The sequence below is a fragment of the Mangrovibacter phragmitis genome (assembly GCF_040429585.1).
Classification (GTDB): Bacteria; Pseudomonadota; Gammaproteobacteria; order Enterobacterales; family Enterobacteriaceae; genus Mangrovibacter; species Mangrovibacter phragmitis.
The window spans coordinates 3,728,161-3,749,165 of the sequence record NZ_CP134782.1 but is presented as its reverse complement, the minus strand read 5'-3'; the positions used below and the strand labels follow the sequence as shown (position 1 = coordinate 3,749,165).

The window sequence follows — 21,005 nt, the reverse complement described above, 5'->3', positions numbered from 1 at the left end:
GGCATCGGTAAATTCAAGGAAAGCCCTATGCAGATGATTCTTAATATAGATAATGATTTAATTGTGTTAAATCAGGCGATAAAAAACCATTATGAGTGGGCGGGAAAACTGCTCGAACTGGCTTTGTTAGGTGGAAAAACCGATGAGGCCATTTTGCACCCGCTAGCTCACCAGCGTTGCCAGTTCAGCCAGTGGATCAACTGTAATCTGGAAGAAGGCCAGCCAGGTGCTGAGCTGGTATCACATATTTATTCTGCTCATGTGATTATGCATGACAGAGCGCGAGACTTAACGCAGGCAATAATTAATAAAGCTGTCAGCCCGATAATATTAACTAATTACCATCATGCCCAGCAATTGTTTATCAATAGTATCGATAAATATAAAGAATATTTGTTTGAAAGCCGTAACCATATGGACACGCTTACCGGCCTTCCATTGAGGCATTTACTTTACAGCAAATTCGCATTAATGCAGGCCCGAAATCAGCGAGCCGGAAAAAGAATATTTGTCTTATTAATGGATATCGACAGGTTTAAATCGATTAATGACTGCTGGGGGCATAATGCCGGTGATGAGGTATTACGCCGGGTGGCAGATATTCTCTGCAGTGGAGCGCGGCGGCATGAACCTGTTTACCGTTTTGGTGGCGAAGAATTTATTATGCTTATTGAAGCATCATCGGGTAAAGAAGCCTGCCAGTGTGCAGCAAGGTTATGCCATCATATGGAAAGTAACCCTGTTGAACTGGGAGCAGAGTTACTGACGGTGACAGTGACAGGTGGCATCGTCGGCCTTAAAGAAGGCGAATCACTGCACGACGCCATCGGCCGTGCAGATAAAGCGATGTACCACGGGAAAAATACCGGGCGTAACCGCTGTATTTATATGTCAGAAACGGGGCAATTGATAACGCTTACCCACCAGGTTCCTGGTGAATCCCCTGGCTCAGATCCTGGCGTGAATACAAACGCTGAATTTTCCCACCATCCATAAAAGCGGCGCGGTCTGACATATGGGCGATAACGCCAGCGTCATGGCTGACCAGGACGTAAGTCATACCGTGTTCTGCTTTCAACCGGTTCAACAAATTGAGAATTTCTGCCTGAACCGACATATCCAGTGCTGAAGTAGGCTCATCAAGCAACAAAACACGCGGGCGCAACAGTAATGCTCTGGCAATTGCCACACGCTGGCGTTGACCACCGGATAACTGGTGCGGGTAACGGTCCAGTGCACTGGCAGGCAGGCCAACCTCTTCCAGCATGGCCGTAATTTGTTTACGGCTGACTTGCTCGCCATGAATAATCAATGGTTCAGACAGTGTGCGCCACAGCGTATGGTTTGGGTGAAGCGAGGCATACGGGTCCTGGAACACCATTTGGACATTACGTCGCAGATCACCGCGAAATACCTGCCCCGGCGCAAGCGTATTCCCCATTAATGAAACAGAACCCTGCCATTCACGTTGTAAACCCGCCAGAACACGCAAAATTGTCGACTTGCCACAGCCTGAAGCGCCAATCAAAGAAAAGGTTTCACCTTCTTCAATGGCAAACGTCGCACCTGACACAGCGGTTTTCACTCCGCCTTTTACCGGAAATACAACCTTAAGCTCGTTAACATTAATCATTGCCATGAGGAATTCCTTGCCAGATTTGGCTGCGATCCAGAGTAGGAAGCGGATGCCCCCAGCTTTCAGCGCTGGGGCGGCAAGTCCAGAGAGTCCGGGTGTAAGGATGAGTGGCATTGGGAAGTTCGGCCGCAGGCATAGTGTCTGTGAGGTGACCCTGAAACATCACCATCACCCGGTGGCAGTGTGCTGCAACCAGTGGTAAATCGTGGCTTATCAGTAGCATTCCCATTTTTCGTTGCTCACATTGCTCAACCAGCAGGGTGAGGATCTGATCCCGCATGCGGGCATCCAGCGCAGAAGTTGGTTCATCCGCGATAAGCACACGCGGCGAGTTCATCAGCGCAATGGCAATCATGACGCGCTGCCCCATCCCGCCCGACAATTCCGCCGGGTAGCGAGACAACACGGTTTGAGGCAAACCAACCGCATCAATGAGTGCTTTGATATGCTCCATGCGGGTTTTACGTGGCAATTTTTGATGCAGAGTCAGGGCTTCCTGCGTTTGCTGTAATACCGTTTGCACCGGATTGAGTGCGTAACGTGGGTCTTGCAATACCATGGCGACCTGGTTACCACGCAGGCGTTGCCAGGCGCGTGGGGAGAGGGTCAGTGCATCCTGGCCGAGCACTTGCAATGACCGGGCGCTGACCTGGCCTGGTTTACGCACCAGCCCCATCAGCGCTCTTGCCGTCATGGATTTCCCTGAGCCAGATTCTCCAACCAGCGCCAGCCGCTCCTGGCCGAGAGAAAATGACAGGGAACTGACCACCCGAGCTCCCGGATAATCTATATTCAGCCCGTCGACATGGATAAACTTGTCAGTCATGCTGTGGCTCCAGAACGTCACGTAAGCCATCGCCCAGTAAATTAAATGCCAGGCTGGCAAGAAGAATGATGGCCCCCGGGGCTGCGGCTATCCACCATTGGTCGAAAATCACCTGCATACCATCTGCTATCATGGCACCCCATTCAGCCATAGGCGGGCGGGCACCCAACCCCAAAAATCCCAGCCCGGCAGCAGCCAGAATGATCCCGGCCAGATCCAGAGCCAGGCGCACAATGGCGGAAGGCAGACACAAAGGTAAAATATGGCCTGCCAGCAGGCGTGTTCCCCGCACGCCCATCATCTCTGCGGCGGCAAGGTAATCACTGTTACGCAAGCGTTGTATTTCACTGCGGGCCTGGCGGGCATAGGCCGGCCAGGTGGTGAGCGCCAGAGCCAGTGCACCATTAACCAGACCAGGCCCGAGCATGGCAACAAAAGCAAACGCCAGAATAAGGCGTGGCATGGACATAACGATATCGGTAATCCGCATCAGTACACGTTCCAGCCAGCCACCATAGTAGCCAGAAACAATACCGACTATCAGGCCAAGTGGCAGAGTGATAATACTGACAAGCATCACCAGACCAAGTGCCGGGCGGGCACCATACAGCAGGCGGGAAAGCATATCGCGCCCATAGCTGTCGGTACCCAGCCAGTGGTGTGAGTCAGGTGCGGCAAGGCGATCGGCGGCATTTTGCCAGTTTGGGTCTGTCGGTGCCAGCCAGGGTGCAAGGAGAGCAATAGCCACCAGTAGCACCACAACCACCAGCCCGGCAACCGCAGAAGGGGAGCGCAATAAACGGCGCCAGAATAGTGAGGCAGGCATCAGTGTGTCCTCGGGTCAGTGACGCGAACCAGCACGTCAGTCAGATTATTGATAAGGACAAAGCAAATCCCGATAACCAGCGTGCCACCCATAATGGCTTTGGTATCTCCGGCAAACAGGGCTGTAGTCAGGTAACGGCCAATACCTGGCCAGGAAAAGACAGTTTCGGTCAGAACCGCTCCTTCAAGCTGGCTGGTCCATACCAGGGCAAGAACGGTCAGCAGTGTACCGCGAATATTAGGGAGTACATGGCGCCACAGAATAGTCATTTCGCTGGCACCTTTTGCCCGGGCAAGGGTGATGTATTCTTTTCCCAGCTCACTTAAACAGGCCGCACGGGTCAGGCGGGTAATGCTTGCCAGTGCGTAATACCCTAACAGGCTGACGGGCAACACCAGGTGGCTCAGGGCATTGCGGAAAGCTTCCGGGTCACCTGAAAGCCAGGTATCAATTAACGCGAAGCCGGTACGTGGCTCAACGCTGTACTGGTAAATATCATCTAACCGGCCGGGGCCTGCGCTCCATTGGAGGCGGGCATAAAACAGTGACAACATCAGCAACCCCAGCCAAAAAATGGGCACGGAGTTGCCCAGTAACGTGAGGGTACGAATTACGGTGTCAAAAAGAGACCCCGCGTAGCGGGCACACAATACCCCGCACAGGATACCGACCACTGCGCCCACAATCAGCGACAGCGTAGCCAGTTCCAGCGTAGCCGGAAACGCCGATAATAAATCCTGCAAAACAGGCTGCCCGGTGGCACTGGCGGTACCCAGATCCCCGTGAAGAAGATTCACAAAATAGTGCCAGAATTGCATGACCAAAGGCTGATCCAGACCTAACTGGTGACGCACTTGCTGGTAGGTTGAAGCACTGGCGTGATCGCCCACAATCTGTAGCACAGGGTCCACCGGGGAAAGGGCGGAAAGTGAAAAAGTAATAACCAGCAGGCCCAGTAAGGTCAAGACCAGTGTGAACCCGCTTTGTGCAAGGGTGACCAGCATCTGGCTCAGGCGTTTCGCGCCAGGAGAGAACGGTGTCGCTGACATGAAAAAAACTCTATTTGGGTAAGACAGAACCAGGGGAATAAACCGGCACAGGGTGTAATATTGCCCTGCGCCGCTAAAGAGACCGGTATTATTTGGTTACGCGGTCATAGTACACCATATCGGCGTTCAGCCCTTGTTGGTAGCCCTTCACGTTATCGCGTACCACCACCTGGGTTTTCCCCTGGTCAATAAATACATACGGTGAGTTGTGCTGTAACTTCTCCTGCATCTGTTGATACATAGACAGGCGTTTAGCGGGGTCGGCTTCAGCCACGGCGGCCAGTGTTTGCTTATTCATTTCAGGGTTCATCCAGCCATTCAACCCTGCGACAGTGCTGGATTTACCATCATTGTAAGCAAATGCGCTGGCATTTGAGTGGGCATCAAAATAATCCGGGATCCACAGACGAATGGCGGCCTGGTGTTGTTTGGCCCGCACCCGGGCATACACCTGGCTACCTGCGGCAGGCAGTAAATCTATTTTTACGCCACCCTGTGCAAAACTGGCCTGCATAGACTGGGCAATAGTGATGAATGGCGGTTTGTTTTCCACATCCAGCGTAAAGTGTGCGTCTTTAATTCCTGCTTTGCTTAAAATCGCTTTGGCTTTTTCAGGATCAAAGTGGAAAGGGTTACTTTCGATAGCACCCGGTAAGCCAACAGGCAGAAAGCTCTGGTGAATAAAATACTGGCCTTTCAGCAGATCCTGCGTAATGCCTTTATAATCAACCAGCCAGCGAGCAGCCTCCCAGAATGCCGGGTTCTTCAGGAGCGGATTAGCACTATTACCGGTGTTAAACACCAGGTAGTTCTGTTCAGCAGAAGGAATGCTCAGCACTTTTACGCCAGGTTTGCCTTGCAGCGCACTGGTCTGGTCTGCGCCCAGGTCACGGGCTATATCGGCATCCCCCTGCTGGATTAACAGGCGACGCGCGGCCGGGTCGGGCACATTCTTGATAATTATGTGAGCCATCCTGGCTTTATCGCCAGGCGAGGAAGCATTGGCATCCAGCACTATTGCCTGGTGGGGCTGGTAAACCCGCATGCTGTAGGGGCCACTTCCCGCCGAATGCATTTTCAGCCATGCATTACCGAAATCATTGTTTTTGGCATGAGAGGCCACTTGTTTCTCATCCACAATAGAAGCGATTGGCGTGGACAGAATATTTAAGGCAACCGCCGGGCTGACATCGGCAGTCCAGTGAATCTGTAATCGGTGGTCGTCAACCTTCTTGAATTGTTTGGCGATATTCTTCGGTGACCAGCCCAGAACATTAAGTATAAATGCGGGGGATTTATTCAGATTAATGGCCCGGGTATATGACCAAATAACATCTTCAGGGCGCACCGGGTTTCCGGAAGCAAATACTGCGCCGTTACGCAGTGTTATCGTCAGTGTTTTGCTGGCTGCATCAGTTGTCCAGCTTTCAGCCAGTACTGGAATAACTTTTTCCGGGTTATCCCGGTCAGCCTGTACCAGGCGTTGGTATAAAGAGGGAATGGTTTGAATGCTCGACAATTCGTTGGCTTCAGCCGGGTCAAGGCTAACCAGGTCATCAAGCCCCTGGGCAACAACCAGGGTATTGGGTGGTGTGGCAGCCTGAGCAGAAAAAATACTGGCAGAGAGCGCTGTCAGTAATACAGCAGGAAGGTATTTCTTGCGCATAATCATCCCAATTAACGTTTCGACATTATTGTTCACATAACGTTAGGGCTTTTAGTCCCGGAGATAAAGCCATATCGCGCAGGTAACCTATGAAAATAAGTAATATCCATATAGTCAAATGTCATCATGGCTATATAGTAACTTTATGAAATTATTGCTTTCATAAAATATCTGGCGGGTTATATACGTGGCAGACATGTCTGTGCGAATAACCTGATCTTATTAGTGGATAAATGCGATTGTGATCACACAATAAACCTAAAGATAAATTTTTTAGCGCCGAAATAACAATTCACTGGAATGTTTTTAACAAACAGGCAACTGTTTTTTCGGAGCTGTACATGACTTCTCGCCCTCCTGTTACCCAAACAGAAAAAAAACTGGAAAGCTCAGCAACACTGATGTCGACCACAGACCTCGCCAGCTATATCACTCATGCTAATGATGATTTTGTCCATATCAGTGGTTACAGTCTGGATGAACTCACTGGCAGCCCACATAATATTTTGCGCCACCCGGATATGCCAAAAGCCGCATTTGCCGATATGTGGGCCACGTTGCGCAGTGGCGAACCCTGGACTGGAATTGTGAAAAACCGGTGTAAAGATGGCGACCATTATTGGGTTCGCGCCAATGTCTGCCCAATGAAAAGAGAGGGCAAAGTGACTGGCTATATGTCGATAAGAGTGGCGGCGAATCGCGATGAAATCGCCGGTGCAGAATCGCTGTATAGCGCGCTTAATGAAGGGCGCAGTACAAAGCGGATTTTCAAAGGCCTGGTGCTGGGTAAAGGTTTGTCGGGAATATTGCCCCGCCTTTCACTCCGTCAGCGCATAGGCGGTGTGTTTGCTTTGTTGTGGGCCTTATTCGCAGTGCTGGCCGTCGTACAAGGTGAGCGGGGCATGATGTTGCTGGGCGAATTAGCGACGGCGGCGCTGGTTATGCTGGTTGGGATGGGCATGATGGTCTGGCAGGTAGCCCGGCCTGTAGAGGATGTGGCAACCCAGGCACTGGAGGTTGCCACCGGTGAGCGTCAGTCAATACGTCATATACACCGTGCAGATGAAATTGGCCGTACCTTACGGGCCATTGGTCAACTAGGGCTGATGTGCCGCTGGTTGATGAATGATGTCACCCAACAAATCAACACCGTGCGTCAGGGGAGTGAAGAGCTTGCAAAGAGCAACGAAGACCTGAACCACCGTACGCAGCAGTCGGTAGATAATGTCCAGGCTACGGTCACAACAATGAATCAGATGGCCGAGACTGTGCAGTCCAATTCGCAAACCGCTGAACAAGCTAACCAACTCTCCTCCGATGCCAGCCAGGTGGCACAAAGCGGTGGGCAGGCAATGAAAACGGTAGTCACCACTATGGATGATATTGCCAGCAGTACTCAGCAAATCGGTACCATCACCTCATTAATTAATGACATCGCTTTCCAGACCAATATTCTGGCACTGAATGCCGCCGTCGAAGCTGCGCGGGCGGGGGAGCAGGGAAAAGGATTTGCAGTTGTGGCGCAGGAAGTGCGCCATCTGGCACAACGCAGCGCGTCTGCAGCTAATGAAATTCGCCAGTTAATTGAAGAAAGTGCCAGGAAAGTTGAATCGGGCTCTGTACAGGTTCACCAGGCAGGGCAAACCATTCAGGACATTGTGGACCGGGTACAAAATGTCACACAACTGATTACCCGCATCAGCAAGGCGACCCGTGAACAGGCTTCCGGGCTATCCGGGTTGACCGAAGTGGTGGCGGCGCTGGATGGGATCACTTCCAGTAACGCGCAACTGGTGGAAAGCAATGCACAAATTGCCGACATGGTGAAATACCGGGCGGAACGTCTTCAGGATGCAGTTGGCGTGCTTTCTCAGGCGGGGTAATCACTACTCTGGCTGAGATTGACGGAGGGCCAGGTTCTGCGCAACCTGGCTGCTTAACCGCCAGTGTACCTGGTGAATGGCTACATGGTGGCTTATTCAAACTGTGCGTTTTCTATCAATAACATGATGTTATTTAGCGTAATACAGGCTGTTGGTGCAACGCACTCACTGTGATAGTGCGTTTGCGCAACCTTGCTATAAGTTTCGGTTATTTGTTGCGGTCGTTAACGATTTGTAAGCATAAGATAATGATATTGTTTCATTGTTTTATGAGTTATTTCCCGATTTTTCACCATTTGGTACATATTTTGCTCGATGTTTCCTGTCATTTATTTAACAGGGACATCAACATGCTGAAATTATCTTTTCCGGGCCGTAAAAGTAAGTTCGCACTGGCGCTGGGTTCTCTGGCGCTTTTGAGTAGTTCACTGGTAAATGCGTCAACGCTGCGTATTGCTATGACTGCAGCGGATATTCCCCTGACTCTGGGCCAGCCAGATCAGGGCTATGAAGGTAACCGTTTCACCGGGATCCCTTTGTACGATTCACTGGTTGAGTGGGATCTTTCACAAGGCGAAAAACCCAGTGGTTTGGTGCCAGGGCTTGCCACCGAATGGCATGTTGACCCGGATGATCACACGCGCTGGATCTTCACTTTGCGCCACGATGCCACCTTCCATGATGGTACGCCAGTCAATGCCGATGCCATTGTCTGGAACGTTAACAAAGTTCTGGATAAAACCGCTGTACAATACGCACCAGGGCAGATTGGCAATACCTTATCGCGTATGCCAACACTGCGCGGAGCCACGAAAATTGATGATTACACCGTTGCCCTGACCACATCAGAACCGGATGCGCTCCTGCCTTATAACCTCACGAATCTGTTTATTGTTTCGCCCACGGCCTGGCAGAAAATTTTTGCGGCTATCCCGGCTTCAGATGGCGATGACGCCACACGCAGCAAAACGGCGTGGACGGAGTTCGCAGCACATGCTGTAGGAAGCGGCCCGTTTGAACTGGAAAAGTTAGTTCCCCGCCAGCAGTTGATCCTGAAAAAGAACCCTAATTACTGGAATAAAGCACGTATTCCGAAAGTGGACAAAGTGGTGCTGATCCCACTGCCGGAAGCTAATGCGCGCACTGCTGCATTGCTCTCAAAACAAGTGGACTGGATAGAAGCGCCAGCGCCGGACGCGCTCGATCAAATAAAAGCCCAGGGCTACAAGATCTACGCCAATATTCAGCCTCATGTCTGGCCCTGGCAGTTCTCATTCCTGAAAGGGTCGCCCTGGCTGGATATCCGGGTGCGTAAGGCGGCTAACCTGTGTATCAACCGTGCAGAGCTGAAAAATTACCTTGGCGGCTACATGGAGGCGGCCACCGGCGTGTATGAACCCGGTAACCCCTGGCATGGCAACCCCACCTTCAAAATTAAATATGATCCCGATACCGCACGTAAGTTGATGGAAGAAGCCGGTTACAGCGCCAGCAAACCACTGCATGTGACTGTGGCGACCTCGGCATCCGGCTCCGGGCAGATGCAGCCGTTACCCATGAACGAATACATCCAACAAAGCCTGAAAAGTTGCTATTTCAACGTGGATATCAAGGTCCAGGAATGGAATACCTTGTTTACCAACTGGCGTTTGGGGGCAAAAGATCCGGCAGCCAAAGGTATTGATGCGATCAACGTCAGTGCCGCCGCGCTCGATCCCTACTTTGGCATGATCCGTTTCTCAACGGCGAAAGCCTTCCCACCGGTTGCCACTAACTGGGGTTATTTCGCCACACCTGAAACTGAAAAACTGGCAACGGCGGTGAAAAATGCCTTCAGCACGGATGAGATGAACAAAGCCGCTGCTGCATTGCACACCGAGCTGGTGGACCAGGTTCCGTTCCTGTTTGTTGCCCATGATGTTGGTCCCCGGGCAATTTCACCTGCTGTCACTGGGGTGGTACAGCCGCAAAGCTGGTTTATCGATCTCGCGCTGGTGAGCAAAAAAGAGTAACTGAGAACTCAGGAGGGAAGCATGTTTCGGTCTGTCTTTTACCGAGTATTGCTGGCGGTTCCCACCATGCTGGGGGTAGCGATTATCTGTTTCCTGTTGGTACAGATAGCCCCCGGCGACCCGCTGGTTTCCGTTATGCCGCCAGATGCTTCAGAAGAACTACGCCGCAGTCTGATGCAGGCTTATGGCTTCGATAAACCGCTACCGGTTCAGTTTGTCCACTGGCTGTGGCGGGCATTGCATGGCGATTTGGGTATGTCGGTCGCCACCGGGCGGCCGGTATTCAGCGAGGTAATGACGGCGGTGACCTATTCGCTGCGCCTGGCTGTGCTGGCAACACTGGTGGGTTTTTTGCTGGGAAGCCTGTTCGGGTTTGTTGCCGGTTATTACCGCAACAGCCTGGTGGACCGCCTGGCATCGGTGTTATCGGTGTTTGGCGTGAGTGTGCCGCACTACTGGCTGGGTATGCTGCTGGTCATTATTTTCAGCGTAAAACTGTCGGTGCTACCTGCTACAGGCGGCGGGCCGATAGGCGAAGTGGGCTGGGCGTGGAACTGGGAGCATATGCAATTTATGTTGCTCCCGGCCATTACGTTATCTGTCATTCCCACAGGTATTATTGCCCGTACCGTGCGTTCTCAGGTCGCAGACTTATTGAGCCAGGAATTTATTACCGGGTTACGGGCCAGAGGGCTGAGTGAAGCGAGTATTTTTGGCCATGTGGTGAAAAATGCCGCGCCAACCGCCCTGGCGGTGATGGGGCTGCAGGTGGGTTACCTGATGGGCGGTTCAATCCTGGTTGAGACGGTATTTTCCTGGCCGGGTACGGGGATGTTGCTCAACACGGCAATTTTCCAGCGAGACTTGCCGCTGTTACAGGGAACTATCTGGGTTCTGGCGCTGTTTTTTGTGCTGCTGAATTTGCTGGTAGACATGCTCCAGTCTGCGCTTGATCCGCGAATTAAAAGGAGCTGAGGATGGTTGATTCTGTGACACCAAAAGCACCTGATACATTGCCTGTTGTTCCGGCTTCAGATAGCTACTGGTCTGGTGTCGCACTGAGGCTGGCAAAAGACCCCGGCGGCATGTTTGTCGCTGCCATCATTATCGCTCTGCTGTTTTTAGCCGTGGCTGGCCCCTGGCTGATAACCAAAGACCCCTACCAGACATCCATGTTTTTGCGCCTCAAACCCATTGGGACTGATGGTTTCCCCCTGGGTTCTGATGAACTGGGGCGCGACATGCTGTCGCGGTTGATTCTGGGCACGCGTTTATCGCTATTTATGGGGATTATGCCGGTAATCCTGGCGTTTTTTATCGGCGGGACGATAGGTATCGTGGCCGGGTACGCCGGAGGCTGGGTAAACAGTGCGATTATGCGCACTGTGGATGTGTTTTATGCCTTTCCTTCTGTTCTGCTGGCCATTGCGTTATCTGGCGCGTTAGGGGCCGGGATCGGGAATGCGTTGTTATCCCTGACTTTGGTGTTTGTGCCCCAGGTTGCCCGTATCGCTGAAAGTGTTACCGCTCAAGTGCGCAATATGGATTATATCGATGCGGCCAGAGCCACGGGAGCGAGTGCCTTTACCATTATTCGCGTTCAGGTACTGGGCAATGTCCTCGGGCCGGTATTTGTCTTCTCTACCGGGTTAATTTCTGTCTGCATGATTCTGGCTTCCGGCCTCTCTTTTCTGGGGCTCGGAGTACGGCCACCTGAACCCGAATGGGGGCTGATGCTCAACACGTTGCGCACGGCTATTTATACCCAACCCTGGGTGGCGGCTTTACCAGGCATGATGATTTTCATCACGTCTATCTCCTTCAATATTCTTGCTGATCGCCTGCGCTCAGCCATGGCCATTAAGGAGTAACGGATGCAACCTTTTCATAATCAGGATATTGGTGGGCCTGCTCAGCCTTTGTTACGTGTTTCCGGGCTGGTGAAGTATTTCCCGGTGCGTAGCGCGCAAGGGCGGGTACAGGTTCAGGCTGTAGATAACGTTAATTTTGAAGTAAAAAAAGGGTGTTAAGTGACACATAAGTAATGAATAGTATCTAGTACCGGGAATATCCGGGTTTAACCGGGAGTATGTGGGATAAGTCTTGATATGAAAGGCTTCAGGTAATCTACTATGAAGTACACAGAGCGAGGTCAATGCCGAACGCTTTTTTAGATCACCTAACTTGAAACGAGATTACTGACACATAAAAAATGAAAGTACCGCTGGGTGATTTCAAGGTTTAAAGTGCATTTAAACCTTAAACATCCTTTGCAATATGAACAACACGGCCAATGACTTCAAAGTTATGAAGCTCACTTTTTGAAATAGGCATTGGTGGATAAGTCGTGTTATCGCTAATAAGAACCCAGGCGCCATTAGGTTGAATCTGAAACCTTTTCACCCACAACAAGTCATCTTGTCTGATTACATACATGTTTCCATCAGATGGCCTGGCATCTGCTGTGTTAATGAGTAAAGTGTCGTTGTTGCTGATTGTTGGTTCCATGGAATCACCTTTTGCCCAAACAACAACAAGGTCTTTTTCATGAAAACCACGATATGACAACCACTTACGTCTAAACGCTAGATGTCTACATGGTGAAATGCCATCATCATTAAATGAACCATATCCAGCCGATACTTGGATGCGATAACCTGGTATAAGAGCAAATTCATCTAAGAAGTTGTCATACGAATCAGGTTCTGCTTTTTCTACAGTGTAGTTAGGTGATGGCACATCATTTACTGACTGTTTACTTCCCTCACTCTTGTACGCCAACTTTGCTGCTGGTGGCAGGACAGATATATGATATTCCGTCGCTTTCGTCCCTTTCCTTTTTCTCCGCAAATCAGGTCGGTCATAGCTGGCTCTGTCCAGTATGTCTCTTGCCCTTCTCGGGGTTGTAGGCATATCAGGTAGACCGGCTGCATCTTTAGCCGTTAACCAGTCTTTAGATTCTTCAAACTCCATATTTACGTCCTTTTCATCGATGGTAAAAGGGACTGGTCGTCCTTTTTGCCGCTTACATGTCTTTTTCCACTAAATGCCAGGCTATACAGGCATCTGAGGCTGAATCACTAAAAAGACAAAAAGGACGAAGTCCTATTGACTTGCGTCCCTTTTGTCTCTATCGTCTTATTACTAGGTCTAAGCACAAGGGCTTATTACTATGAATGATTATGTAGCATCTCAAAAAAATTGCATGGATGGAAGAGACTGGCATCGGGCAGATGTAATTGCTGCTTTAAAAAAGAAAGGGACATCACTGGCCCGTGTTTCACGTGAAGCGGGACTTGGCTCAAGAACTTTAAGTAATACGTTTGCACGGAAATGGCCCCGAGGTGAGCAACTTATTGCTGCTGCCCTGGGAACTTCTCCACAAATGATTTGGCCGAGCAGGTATCCCAAAGAGGAGTGCAATTAATGGAATGGGTATCTGCTAATGAAGTCGCCGGTATTGCTGGATTGCCAACAACCCCCAGAAGAACCCGGGACACTCTTGAAAGAATGGTGGCAGGAAGGACTGAATTACGCCGTAAACGCGAGGGGTCAAAAGCATTTGAGTATCACATATCAGCTCTCCCGCCCCAAGTTCGAGCCGAATTTCTTACATCCAAAGGATTAATTGAAACTGGTGTAGGGTTGATCACGTTACCTGAAAATAACAAGAAAACTGTCGCTTCAGCAGAAAGCTTTGAAAGACAGAAACTCTGGCAACACTGGGAGAAAGCCAGTAACGAACAGCGACTGCGAGCCGAACACCGGGCTAAAGCTGTCGCTTTAGTTGCCGAACTCCAGGATTCGGGGCTGACCTTACGGCTCGCGATGGCTACCGCCGCGAAAAAACTGCAGATGAGCGAAGGCTCATTGCGTAATCTCTACTACCGGGTGCAGAACCGGAGTCGTGATTTATGGGCTCCGGTATTGTTAGACCGTCGTTTGCGTGAAAAACGAAAAACAAATCGTGAAGCACCTATCAGTGAAGATGCCTGGCAATTCTTTCTTGGTGACTACCTGCGCCCTGAAGAGCCGTGCTTTACAAAATCCTATGAGTTGCTCGTTATCGCTGCGCGTGAATATGGATGGGAAATCCCGTCAGAACGGACACTGCGCCGTCGCGTGGAGCGTGAGGTTGATGTCCGCGTTATCGTGGCGACCCGCAAAGGTGATAATGCGCTGGCGAGAATGTTCCCCAGTCAGCAACGTACTGTTGCACAACTCAGTGCCATGGAATGGATTAATGGCGATGGCTATCAGCATAACGTTTTTGTTCGCTGGTATAACGGCGAAGTTATCCGGCCAAAAACATGGGTGTGGCAGGATGTCCACAGCCGCAAGATTATTGGCTGGCGCACTGATGTTTCGGAAAACAGCGACAGCATTCGCCTTTCACTGATGGATGCCATTTCAGACTTTGGCAAACCCGAACACGTCACTATCGATAACACCCGTGCAGCCGCCAATAAATGGCTTTCTGGCGGTGTACCAAACCGTTACCGCTTTAAAGTTAAGCCTGATGACCCTATGGGGATTTTGCCTCTGCTGGGTATCCAGGTGCACTGGACCAGTGTTATCGGTGGGAAAGGCTGGGGGCAGGCAAAGCCTGTCGAACGTTCCTTCGGTATTGGTGGTCTGGGTGATTATATCGATAAACATCCTTCCCTTGCCGGAGCATATACCGGCCCGAACACCCAAAACAAACCGGATAATTACGGTGACCGGGTGGTTGATGTAGAAACCTTTCTTGCCGCCGTCAATGAAGGTATCGCGATGTATAACGCAAAAACCGGGCGTAATACTGAAATGTGTCGCGGTGAGTATTCCTTTGACCAGGCTTTTGAGAACAGCTACCGCAATGCCATTGTCACCCGTCTCAGTGATGAACAAATTCGTCAGCTTATGCTTCCGGCTGAAGCCGTGACGGTGAAACCCACCGGTGAATTCCTGCTTGAATCGGGCGGTACATTATTCGGTCGCAAAAACAGCTACTGGAACCCGGCGCTTGCCAATCTTCGCAAACGCAAAATTACCGTGCGCTTCGACCCGAGAAACCTGCACAGCGAAGTCGCCTGTTATGACCTGGACGGCCGTTTTCTGTGTATGGCTGAGTGCCGTTCTGCCGTGGCCTTTGGCGACACAGAAACAGGCCGCGAACACAGCCGTCAGCGTAAACAGATGATGTCTCACACCAAACGCGCTGCCCGGGCACAACGTCGCATGACCGCTATCGAGGTGAATGACCTCCTTCCCGATGTGGCCCCGCCAGAACCCCCTCAGCGCCATGTGGTTGAACGGGTGTTTTCAGAAGGTAATGCCCTGAAGAAAGTTCAGGAGGTACAGGAACAACAGAATGAAAACGATGTGATTTTTCAGGCGCTGATGAAATCTGTCAGCAAAGGGAAGAAATGAAAAGAGCGGCCTTGCCTGCCGCTCTTTGAAAACGATGTAAATCAGCTTTAACAACGGAAAAATACAGGATTAAAGAAAATGACGCAAATTAACCATGATGAAGTCCGCCACGCAGTCAAATCCATGATTGAAAATGGTGGAACAACGGGAGCTACTCTGGCGCGTGAAACCGGTCAGTCAACAGCGGTTATTTCCCAGTTTCTGAACGGAAAATACAGAGGGGATAATGACACCGTTGCCCAGAGCATAAACACCTGGCTGGAAACCCGTAAAGCTGCGCAACACACCCTTCCTGCCATTCCTGACTATGTTGCAACGCCGACATCGGAAACCATCACCGCTGCGCTGACTTATGCGCAACTGACGCACACCATTGCCCTTGTTTATGGTAACCCGGGCGTTGGTAAGTCTGAGGCGCTCAAACAGTATGAACGTACAGGAAACAACGTCTGGCGTATTACTGCCAGCAAATCCCGAACCAATGAACTGGAAACCATGTATGAACTGGCCCTTGCCATGGGGATTGCTGATGCACCTTACCAGCGGGGCGCACTCTCACGTCTGCTGCGTCATCGCCTGCGCGATACCAGCTCGCTCATCATCATTGATGAAGCTGACTGGCTCAACTATGACGCCATTGAAGAACTGCGCATTCTTCAGGAGGAATGCAATATCGGTCTGGCCTTTACGGGCAACCACAAGGTCTATGACCGGCTGACCGGTGGAACACGCAGTGTGGACTTTGCCCGGCTATTTTCCCGGGTGGCAAAAAAGGTGGTGATTAACAACATCAAAGCCGGGGATGTCGATGCTTTCTGTGATGCATGGAATGTGGCAGGCAAGGACGAACGCCAGCTGCTTAAGGCTATTGCAAAACGGCCCGGGGCACTTCGCTCTCTTTCACACATCCTGCCGCTGGCTCATATCTACGCAAGCGGTAAAGGTGAGCCTGTTAATACGGGGCACATCCATTCAGCGATGCTTGAACTCGGTCATGCAGATGTCAACGGGGAATAACACCATGATAGCCGAACATATTGCAGAGCATATCAGTATGGCTGAGGCAGCACAGAGCTGGCTTCGGGCGCGTGGGAGTCGTGTCACGGATGTCCGCGTATTTATGCGCCGTCCTTTGCTGGAAATCGCCTGCCCTCCTGCTGAACTGGTGAATCAGGCCTCACGAATTATGGAAACCCACAAAGGGGGAACCCGGTCAGTCTGGGTTGCCAGCCTTGAGGGTTGCCGGGTTATCTGGAGGTAAATATGGGATGTAAATCAGGCAGAACATGGACCCGGGAAGAACTCCGTCTCCTTGAGCAGCATGCGGGGAAACTGGGGGTCAGTGAACTGGCCCGTCTGCTGGGGCGTTCAACTCAGTCTGTCTATAACCGCGCCATGCGCCATGGGTTGTCATTACGGATAGTCACGGAAGATGAGCATGACCAGTATCTCTGCCGTGAGCTTTATAAGGCGGGGCTGTCCATTGCGGTCATAGCCCAAAAAATGGAAATGACCCGTAACCGGGTTTTCCACATTGTCTGTCAGGCTGAGTGAAGTATCGCCTGACTACTTAAATAAAGGGGTATCAGTATATGGCTAAAGTAATTTTTGAATTTAAAAGTGATTTTGCAAAACGGGTGCAAAACGGCGTCATGGAAGGGATTTCGGTTAATGTTCAGGTTGATTTTCAGGGTGACCAGCACAATCCCACCGGGGCACTTGCCATGGTAATGGCCGAGAATCAAAAAGAAATAGCGGGTCTGGTAATGGGGAAACTGGTTGAAGAGATGCGTTCCATGGGTGACCACGCAGAAGGCAGTGTCTGCGAACGGTCAGTACAGAAACACTAAGGGGGGCACATGGCAAAAATTACGGCTTACGCGTGGGCATCCGGTCTGATTGAGTTTGGTACGGTGACACCTGATGGCGCATTGCCCATTCTGTCAGGAGAAGAAACACGGGTTCGGGGACTGATTGAAGACATGGCAAGACATTCCAGAAACAGTGACCAGTTGTTAGTGCCCGGTATCCCTGAAGCACCCAGACAACATGAAGGTCTGGATGCATTAATTAAGTTCACTGACCTTATTCAGCGACAATATAGTAAAAATTAAACTGAGGCTTTTATGAATACTGAAAATAACATCCCGGAAGGTTACCGGATTAATGCTCAGGGCCATTATGTTCCGGAGTCCCAAATAAAACCGCTGGATAAACTGCGTGATGAAGTGGTTCTTGCCATTGTGGAAGCTGCTCATCTTCAGCGTAAATCTCTGGCTGAGTTCAAACTCGGTTCAATGGCAAAGGTGGGTGACTTCATTGATGTTTCAGCGGCTGAATACGGTGTTGAATATGGTGGCGCAAAAGGGAATGTCACGCTGGTAAGCTTCGATGGCCGTTACAAAATTATTCGTGCTGTTGGGGAACACCGGGTTTTCGATGAGCGAATTCAGGCAGCAAAGAAGCTGATAGATACCTGTATCAGTGAATGGTCCGGTGGTGCTGATGAAAAAATCATGGCGCTGGTTGACCATGCTTTCCGGGTCAACAAGCAGGGAAAGATAGACATCAATCAGGTGCTGGGGTTACGCCAGCTGAACATTGATGACGGGAAATGGAATGAGGCGATGGATGCGGTAGCTGATGCTATCCAGGTGACCGGAACCAGTCAGTATTTGCGGATTTATGAGCGCCAGACTGACGGCTCTTATAAGCAAATATCTCTGGATATAGCCAGGCTCTGATAATTAATTCCTGATGTTTTCTTTCTTAATACGGCGCGAGCGCCGGGGATTCGCTCGCGCTGAAACTGAGTATGAGGTTATTTATGACATACATAACGGAACTACCGATACCTGAAAAGAGACGGCTGGAAGAAATTGCATTTGGAAGTGTGGGGCAGTCACTGGAAGAAGGTATGTATATGGCCCGGGCACTGTTGCAGGCGATAGAGCAGAAGCCGGTTGAATACAAAGTGGTATCACCATTCGGCGATGTAACCCTTCGTGACCAGGAGTGTGAAGCGCGAATGTACCAAGGAATGCCAATGTGGAAAGTTACTCCACTCTATTCTGGCCCTGTCGTATCTGAGCAGACAGCGCGTGAACATGTTCGCCGCGAACACGCTGAGTGGTCACAAGCCACCTTCGGTAATGTTGGTCCGGTTGGCCCACTGAAACACCTTTCTAAAGAAGCGCTGGAAGCGGCAGCAGAACCAGGTGACCTTAGCGAATGGGCTGATATGCAATTCCTGTTATGGGACGCGCAACGCCGTGCTGGCATCACTGATGAGCAGATAGTTCAGGCAATGATTAAAAAGCTGGCTGTGAATAAAACCCGTAACTGGCCGGAGCCAAAGGATGGAGAACCCCGCCTGCATATTAAAGGCGGAGAGTCCCGGTTACTCGCCGACGAACGTGCCTTATTTGATGCATGGCTTGCAACTGACTACGAACCAGACCGCAGTGGAATGACCACTGAATCTGATGAAACTGCTTTCATCGCCATACTGTGGCATGTCTGGCAGGCCCGTGCCGCACTGGCTGGGAGCAGTTAACATGCGTAAAAACGTGATTAAACTTATCCATGTGGCCCGGCGCAAGCTGGGTCTCGATGATGAAACATACCGGACCATGATTGGCAGTATTGTTCCTGGCAAAAGTAGTTGCCGGGACATGAATATTCAGGAACTTGAAAAAGTGCTGAAGGCGCTGGAGGGAAAAGGCTTTTCCCGGACATCTGCCCGTTCGGATAAACGCAGAACTTCACGACCATCAGATATCAGTGCAAAAATTCGCGTTATCTGGCGTTTCATGCACATAGATGGTTTTGTCATTGACGGCAGTGATGTTGCCCTTGACCGTTGGGTTCAGCGGATAACCAGCCAGAAGAACGGTGGTGAAGGTGTGGCAAGTGTGGCATGGCTGCGTGGCGATATGGTGATTGCTGTACTGGAAAGTCTCAAACAGTGGCACCTTAGAGTGATGCGTGAAACGATGACCGAACGCGGGATAATGATGCCTGTCAGCCCGGTTAATGGCAGAGAGCTAAGGGATTATGACTCTGTTCGCTCTGCTTTTATTGCAGCAAGGGCAAGGGGGAAACAATGAAAAATGAAACGGGTGAGCTTTTTGATGATGTACGGGATGACAGTATTCTGGAACATCTTGATGATGAGGTTGAATCCTCCCGGTTTCCTTCACTCCTGGCTGAGCTGAATGCGTTATTACGTAACGAACTGGAACGGCTTGGGTATGACTCCCGCCACTCAATTGAACTGGTGGCCGCTATCAGTAGCAAGATTGGAGGAATGCAGGTCTATTTCCCCCGGGGGCAGACACTTGAGTATCTCATCCGCGATATGCGTATCTGGCGTGACTTTACCGGTAAAAATATACCTGAGCTGGTTGAGCGCTATCATGTAACCTACAAAACGGTGTATAAAGCCATCAAACGGATGAGAAGACTGGAGCATGGCAAACACCAAATGCCATTATTCTGAGGATAAGATTAATGAAAATCTTCATATTGATCGCAGCAAGTATTTTATCCCAATCAGCAATCGCAAGTACGGACTTCATTAAAGATGTTAAAGGGGTTTTTCAACAGTACACGAACGTGGATGCTGCTGACTGGTACAACGAAGGAGACACCGCATTTGCTGAGTTTACCGGGCGTAACTTAGGGATTTATCAGAACATTAAAGCTTCAGTGAGAAAGAACGAAGTTAATATAAAAATGTGGTATGCAGGTAACGGTGATAAACCCAGCGATGATGATTTCTTTGTTGCCACCACAGCCGTATGCAATATTGTCTTCCGACATGTGGTACTTACTTCTGACCAAATTGAGAAATTAAAGTCGTGGGATGATAATGTTACTGACCCACTGGACTTTATGTCTGTTGATAAGCTCCAGTTGAGTAATGGTGATTATGTGCATAAAAACATTAATGGCTGGGATGTTAAAATAAAACACTCAGGTATGAATACTTCCTGCTCTGCACAAAAAGCATGATGACATAGTCAATACCAATGAAGCCGGTAAATCCGGCTTTTTTTATGTCCGGCATAAATTGAAGAAACGTTTTTAACTTTATCTTCAGGTGCCGATATGACACAGCAATTGTTTTCCCCCGCATTTCAACACGCACTGGCTTTTGTCCTTGCCCGTGAAGGTGGCTATGTTAATGACCCTACGGACAAAGGCGGTGAAACAAAGTTCGGTATTTCAGACCTTCGGGATGGCCTCGCTGATGGAAAAACAGATGTCAGCGGCGACGGGAAACCCGATACCCTCATTAAAGACCTGACTCAGGAACAGGCTGGTCAAATCTATCAGCGTGACTACTGGCTTACAACCAAGTGCGATACATGGCCTGACGGCATATCCATTTTTGTCTTTGACTCCGCTGTTCAGCATGGTTCCAAAAAAGCCATTCAACTGCTGCAGGAGGCTGTTGGTGTCCAGGCTGATGGCATCATTGGCCCGAAAACAGTCAATGCAGTCAGTACCGCAGATGCTGAATGGCTGTTGATCCGCTGCTTCCTCAAACGTTCCCGCTACTACGCCGACATCATTAAATCCAATGCTTCTCAGGGGAAATACCTCAATGGCTGGTTCAACCGACTGGATGAACTGGCAAGTGCCTGTCAGGAAGTGATTGGTGGGCAGGTTTCTGTCACCCGGAGCTGAT

Annotated in this window: 24 protein-coding genes and 1 pseudogene; 19 read left to right on the top strand and 6 right to left on the bottom strand. The window is 50.4% G+C overall.

Going from position 1 to position 21,005, the window contains the following annotated elements; genetic code table 11:
• The first annotated feature begins 27 nt into the window (after positions 1 to 27).
• Positions 28 to 996 carry a diguanylate cyclase gene (locus MPHASIOC01_RS18160; RefSeq protein ID WP_353613039.1) on the top strand — a complete coding sequence of 323 codons (969 nt, stop codon included), beginning with the start codon at positions 28 to 30 and terminating at the stop codon, positions 994 to 996.
• Here MPHASIOC01_RS18160 and MPHASIOC01_RS18155 read toward each other — a convergent pair.
• The 5 genes from MPHASIOC01_RS18155 to MPHASIOC01_RS18135 all read right to left on the bottom strand — a co-directional run bounded on the left by MPHASIOC01_RS18155 (position 917) and on the right by MPHASIOC01_RS18135 (position 6,003).
• The gene (locus tag MPHASIOC01_RS18155; RefSeq protein ID WP_064600498.1) at positions 917 to 1,639 is read right to left on the bottom strand and encodes an ABC transporter ATP-binding protein; all 723 of its coding nucleotides are present in this window, start codon (positions 1,637 to 1,639) and stop codon (positions 917 to 919) included. The two genes, MPHASIOC01_RS18160 and MPHASIOC01_RS18155, sit on opposite strands and share 80 nt — an antisense overlap.
• The gene (locus MPHASIOC01_RS18150) at positions 1,626 to 2,462 is read right to left on the bottom strand and encodes an ABC transporter ATP-binding protein (RefSeq protein WP_064600496.1); all 837 of its coding nucleotides are present in this window, start codon (positions 2,460 to 2,462) and stop codon (positions 1,626 to 1,628) included. The genes MPHASIOC01_RS18155 and MPHASIOC01_RS18150 overlap by 14 nt, the downstream gene beginning before the upstream one ends.
• A complete protein-coding gene (locus MPHASIOC01_RS18145) occupies positions 2,455 to 3,288 on the bottom strand; it encodes an ABC transporter permease (protein WP_064600494.1) in 834 nt (277 codons plus the stop codon). Before MPHASIOC01_RS18145 ends, MPHASIOC01_RS18150 begins: the two co-directional genes overlap by 8 nt.
• Positions 3,288 to 4,292 (bottom strand): ABC transporter permease, encoded by a 1,005-nt coding sequence (locus MPHASIOC01_RS18140; RefSeq protein ID WP_353614957.1) that lies wholly within the window; start codon positions 4,290 to 4,292, stop codon positions 3,288 to 3,290. The genes MPHASIOC01_RS18145 and MPHASIOC01_RS18140 overlap by 1 nt, the downstream gene beginning before the upstream one ends.
• Positions 4,293 to 4,425: 133 nt before the next feature.
• Entirely contained in the window at positions 4,426 to 6,003 is a 1,578-nt protein-coding gene (locus MPHASIOC01_RS18135) for an ABC transporter substrate-binding protein (RefSeq protein WP_064600734.1), read from the bottom strand.
• A gap of 341 nt (positions 6,004 to 6,344) precedes the next feature.
• Between MPHASIOC01_RS18135 and MPHASIOC01_RS18130 the strand changes: the two genes are divergently transcribed.
• The 5 genes from MPHASIOC01_RS18130 (at position 6,345) to MPHASIOC01_RS18110 (ending at position 11,928) form a co-directional block, all read left to right on the top strand.
• Positions 6,345 to 7,886 (top strand): PAS domain-containing methyl-accepting chemotaxis protein, encoded by a 1,542-nt coding sequence (locus MPHASIOC01_RS18130; RefSeq protein ID WP_064600492.1) that lies wholly within the window; start codon positions 6,345 to 6,347, stop codon positions 7,884 to 7,886.
• Between the two features lie 350 nt (positions 7,887 to 8,236).
• Complete coding sequence (locus MPHASIOC01_RS18125) at positions 8,237 to 9,898, top strand: ABC transporter substrate-binding protein (protein WP_064600490.1); 1,662 nt, start codon at positions 8,237 to 8,239, stop codon at positions 9,896 to 9,898.
• Positions 9,899 to 9,919: 21 nt separating this feature from the next.
• A complete protein-coding gene (locus MPHASIOC01_RS18120) occupies positions 9,920 to 10,873 on the top strand; it encodes an ABC transporter permease (RefSeq protein ID WP_036104683.1) in 954 nt (317 codons plus the stop codon).
• 2 nt (positions 10,874 to 10,875) lie between these two features.
• A complete protein-coding gene (locus MPHASIOC01_RS18115; protein ID WP_353613038.1) occupies positions 10,876 to 11,769 on the top strand; it encodes an ABC transporter permease in 894 nt (297 codons plus the stop codon).
• A gap of 3 nt (positions 11,770 to 11,772) precedes the next feature.
• Positions 11,773 to 11,928, top strand: a complete 156-nt coding sequence (locus MPHASIOC01_RS18110; RefSeq protein WP_353613037.1) for a hypothetical protein — start codon at positions 11,773 to 11,775, stop codon at positions 11,926 to 11,928.
• A gap of 229 nt (positions 11,929 to 12,157) precedes the next feature.
• Here the strand turns inward: MPHASIOC01_RS18110 and MPHASIOC01_RS18105 are convergent, their stop codons facing one another.
• Entirely contained in the window at positions 12,158 to 12,871 is a 714-nt protein-coding gene (locus MPHASIOC01_RS18105; protein WP_084172279.1) for a S24 family peptidase, read from the bottom strand.
• 232 nt (positions 12,872 to 13,103) lie between these two features.
• Here MPHASIOC01_RS18105 and MPHASIOC01_RS18100 point away from each other — a divergent pair, with 232 nt between their 5' ends.
• The 13 genes and pseudogenes from MPHASIOC01_RS18100 to MPHASIOC01_RS18040 all read left to right on the top strand — a co-directional run bounded on the left by MPHASIOC01_RS18100 (position 13,104) and on the right by MPHASIOC01_RS18040 (position 21,004).
• Positions 13,104 to 13,325 (top strand): helix-turn-helix transcriptional regulator, encoded by a 222-nt coding sequence (locus MPHASIOC01_RS18100; RefSeq protein WP_072006966.1) that lies wholly within the window; start codon positions 13,104 to 13,106, stop codon positions 13,323 to 13,325.
• A complete protein-coding gene (locus MPHASIOC01_RS18095; protein WP_353613036.1) occupies positions 13,325 to 15,310 on the top strand; it encodes a transposase domain-containing protein in 1,986 nt (661 codons plus the stop codon). The genes MPHASIOC01_RS18100 and MPHASIOC01_RS18095 overlap by 1 nt, the downstream gene beginning before the upstream one ends.
• Before the next feature lie 78 nt (positions 15,311 to 15,388).
• Complete coding sequence (locus tag MPHASIOC01_RS18090) at positions 15,389 to 16,327, top strand: AAA family ATPase (RefSeq protein ID WP_353613035.1); 939 nt, start codon at positions 15,389 to 15,391, stop codon at positions 16,325 to 16,327.
• A 4-nt stretch (positions 16,328 to 16,331) separates the two neighbouring features.
• Positions 16,332 to 16,571: a hypothetical protein gene (locus MPHASIOC01_RS18085; protein ID WP_036109014.1), complete on the top strand. Its 240-nt coding sequence runs from the start codon at positions 16,332 to 16,334 to the stop codon at positions 16,569 to 16,571.
• A gap of 2 nt (positions 16,572 to 16,573) precedes the next feature.
• Entirely contained in the window at positions 16,574 to 16,864 is a 291-nt protein-coding gene (locus MPHASIOC01_RS18080) for a hypothetical protein (protein WP_036109013.1), read from the top strand.
• A 38-nt stretch (positions 16,865 to 16,902) separates the two neighbouring features.
• Positions 16,903 to 17,160, top strand: coding sequence for a hypothetical protein (locus MPHASIOC01_RS18075; RefSeq protein ID WP_353613034.1), 258 nt, complete (start codon positions 16,903 to 16,905; stop codon positions 17,158 to 17,160).
• A 9-nt stretch (positions 17,161 to 17,169) separates the two neighbouring features.
• Positions 17,170 to 17,424, top strand: a complete 255-nt coding sequence (locus MPHASIOC01_RS18070; protein WP_036109009.1) for a hypothetical protein — start codon at positions 17,170 to 17,172, stop codon at positions 17,422 to 17,424.
• Between the two features lie 12 nt (positions 17,425 to 17,436).
• Entirely contained in the window at positions 17,437 to 18,054 is a 618-nt protein-coding gene (locus tag MPHASIOC01_RS18065) for a DUF3164 family protein (protein WP_036109005.1), read from the top strand.
• A 203-nt stretch (positions 18,055 to 18,257) separates the two neighbouring features.
• Positions 18,258 to 18,695, top strand: a pseudogene (locus tag MPHASIOC01_RS18060) (DUF550 domain-containing protein); the annotation flags it as partial.
• A gap of 172 nt (positions 18,696 to 18,867) precedes the next feature.
• Positions 18,868 to 19,419, top strand: coding sequence for a regulatory protein GemA (locus MPHASIOC01_RS18055; RefSeq protein WP_353613033.1), 552 nt, complete (start codon positions 18,868 to 18,870; stop codon positions 19,417 to 19,419).
• On the top strand, positions 19,416 to 19,811 hold the full coding sequence (locus tag MPHASIOC01_RS18050) for a Mor transcription activator family protein (RefSeq protein ID WP_353613032.1): 396 nt from the start codon (positions 19,416 to 19,418) through the stop codon (positions 19,809 to 19,811). The genes MPHASIOC01_RS18055 and MPHASIOC01_RS18050 overlap by 4 nt, the downstream gene beginning before the upstream one ends.
• Positions 19,812 to 19,822: 11 nt before the next feature.
• Positions 19,823 to 20,326: a hypothetical protein gene (locus tag MPHASIOC01_RS18045; protein ID WP_036108999.1), complete on the top strand. Its 504-nt coding sequence runs from the start codon at positions 19,823 to 19,825 to the stop codon at positions 20,324 to 20,326.
• 96 nt (positions 20,327 to 20,422) lie between these two features.
• The gene (locus MPHASIOC01_RS18040) at positions 20,423 to 21,004 is read left to right on the top strand and encodes a glycoside hydrolase family 108 protein (RefSeq protein ID WP_036108998.1); all 582 of its coding nucleotides are present in this window, start codon (positions 20,423 to 20,425) and stop codon (positions 21,002 to 21,004) included.
• The last annotated feature ends 1 nt before the right edge of the window (position 21,005 follow it).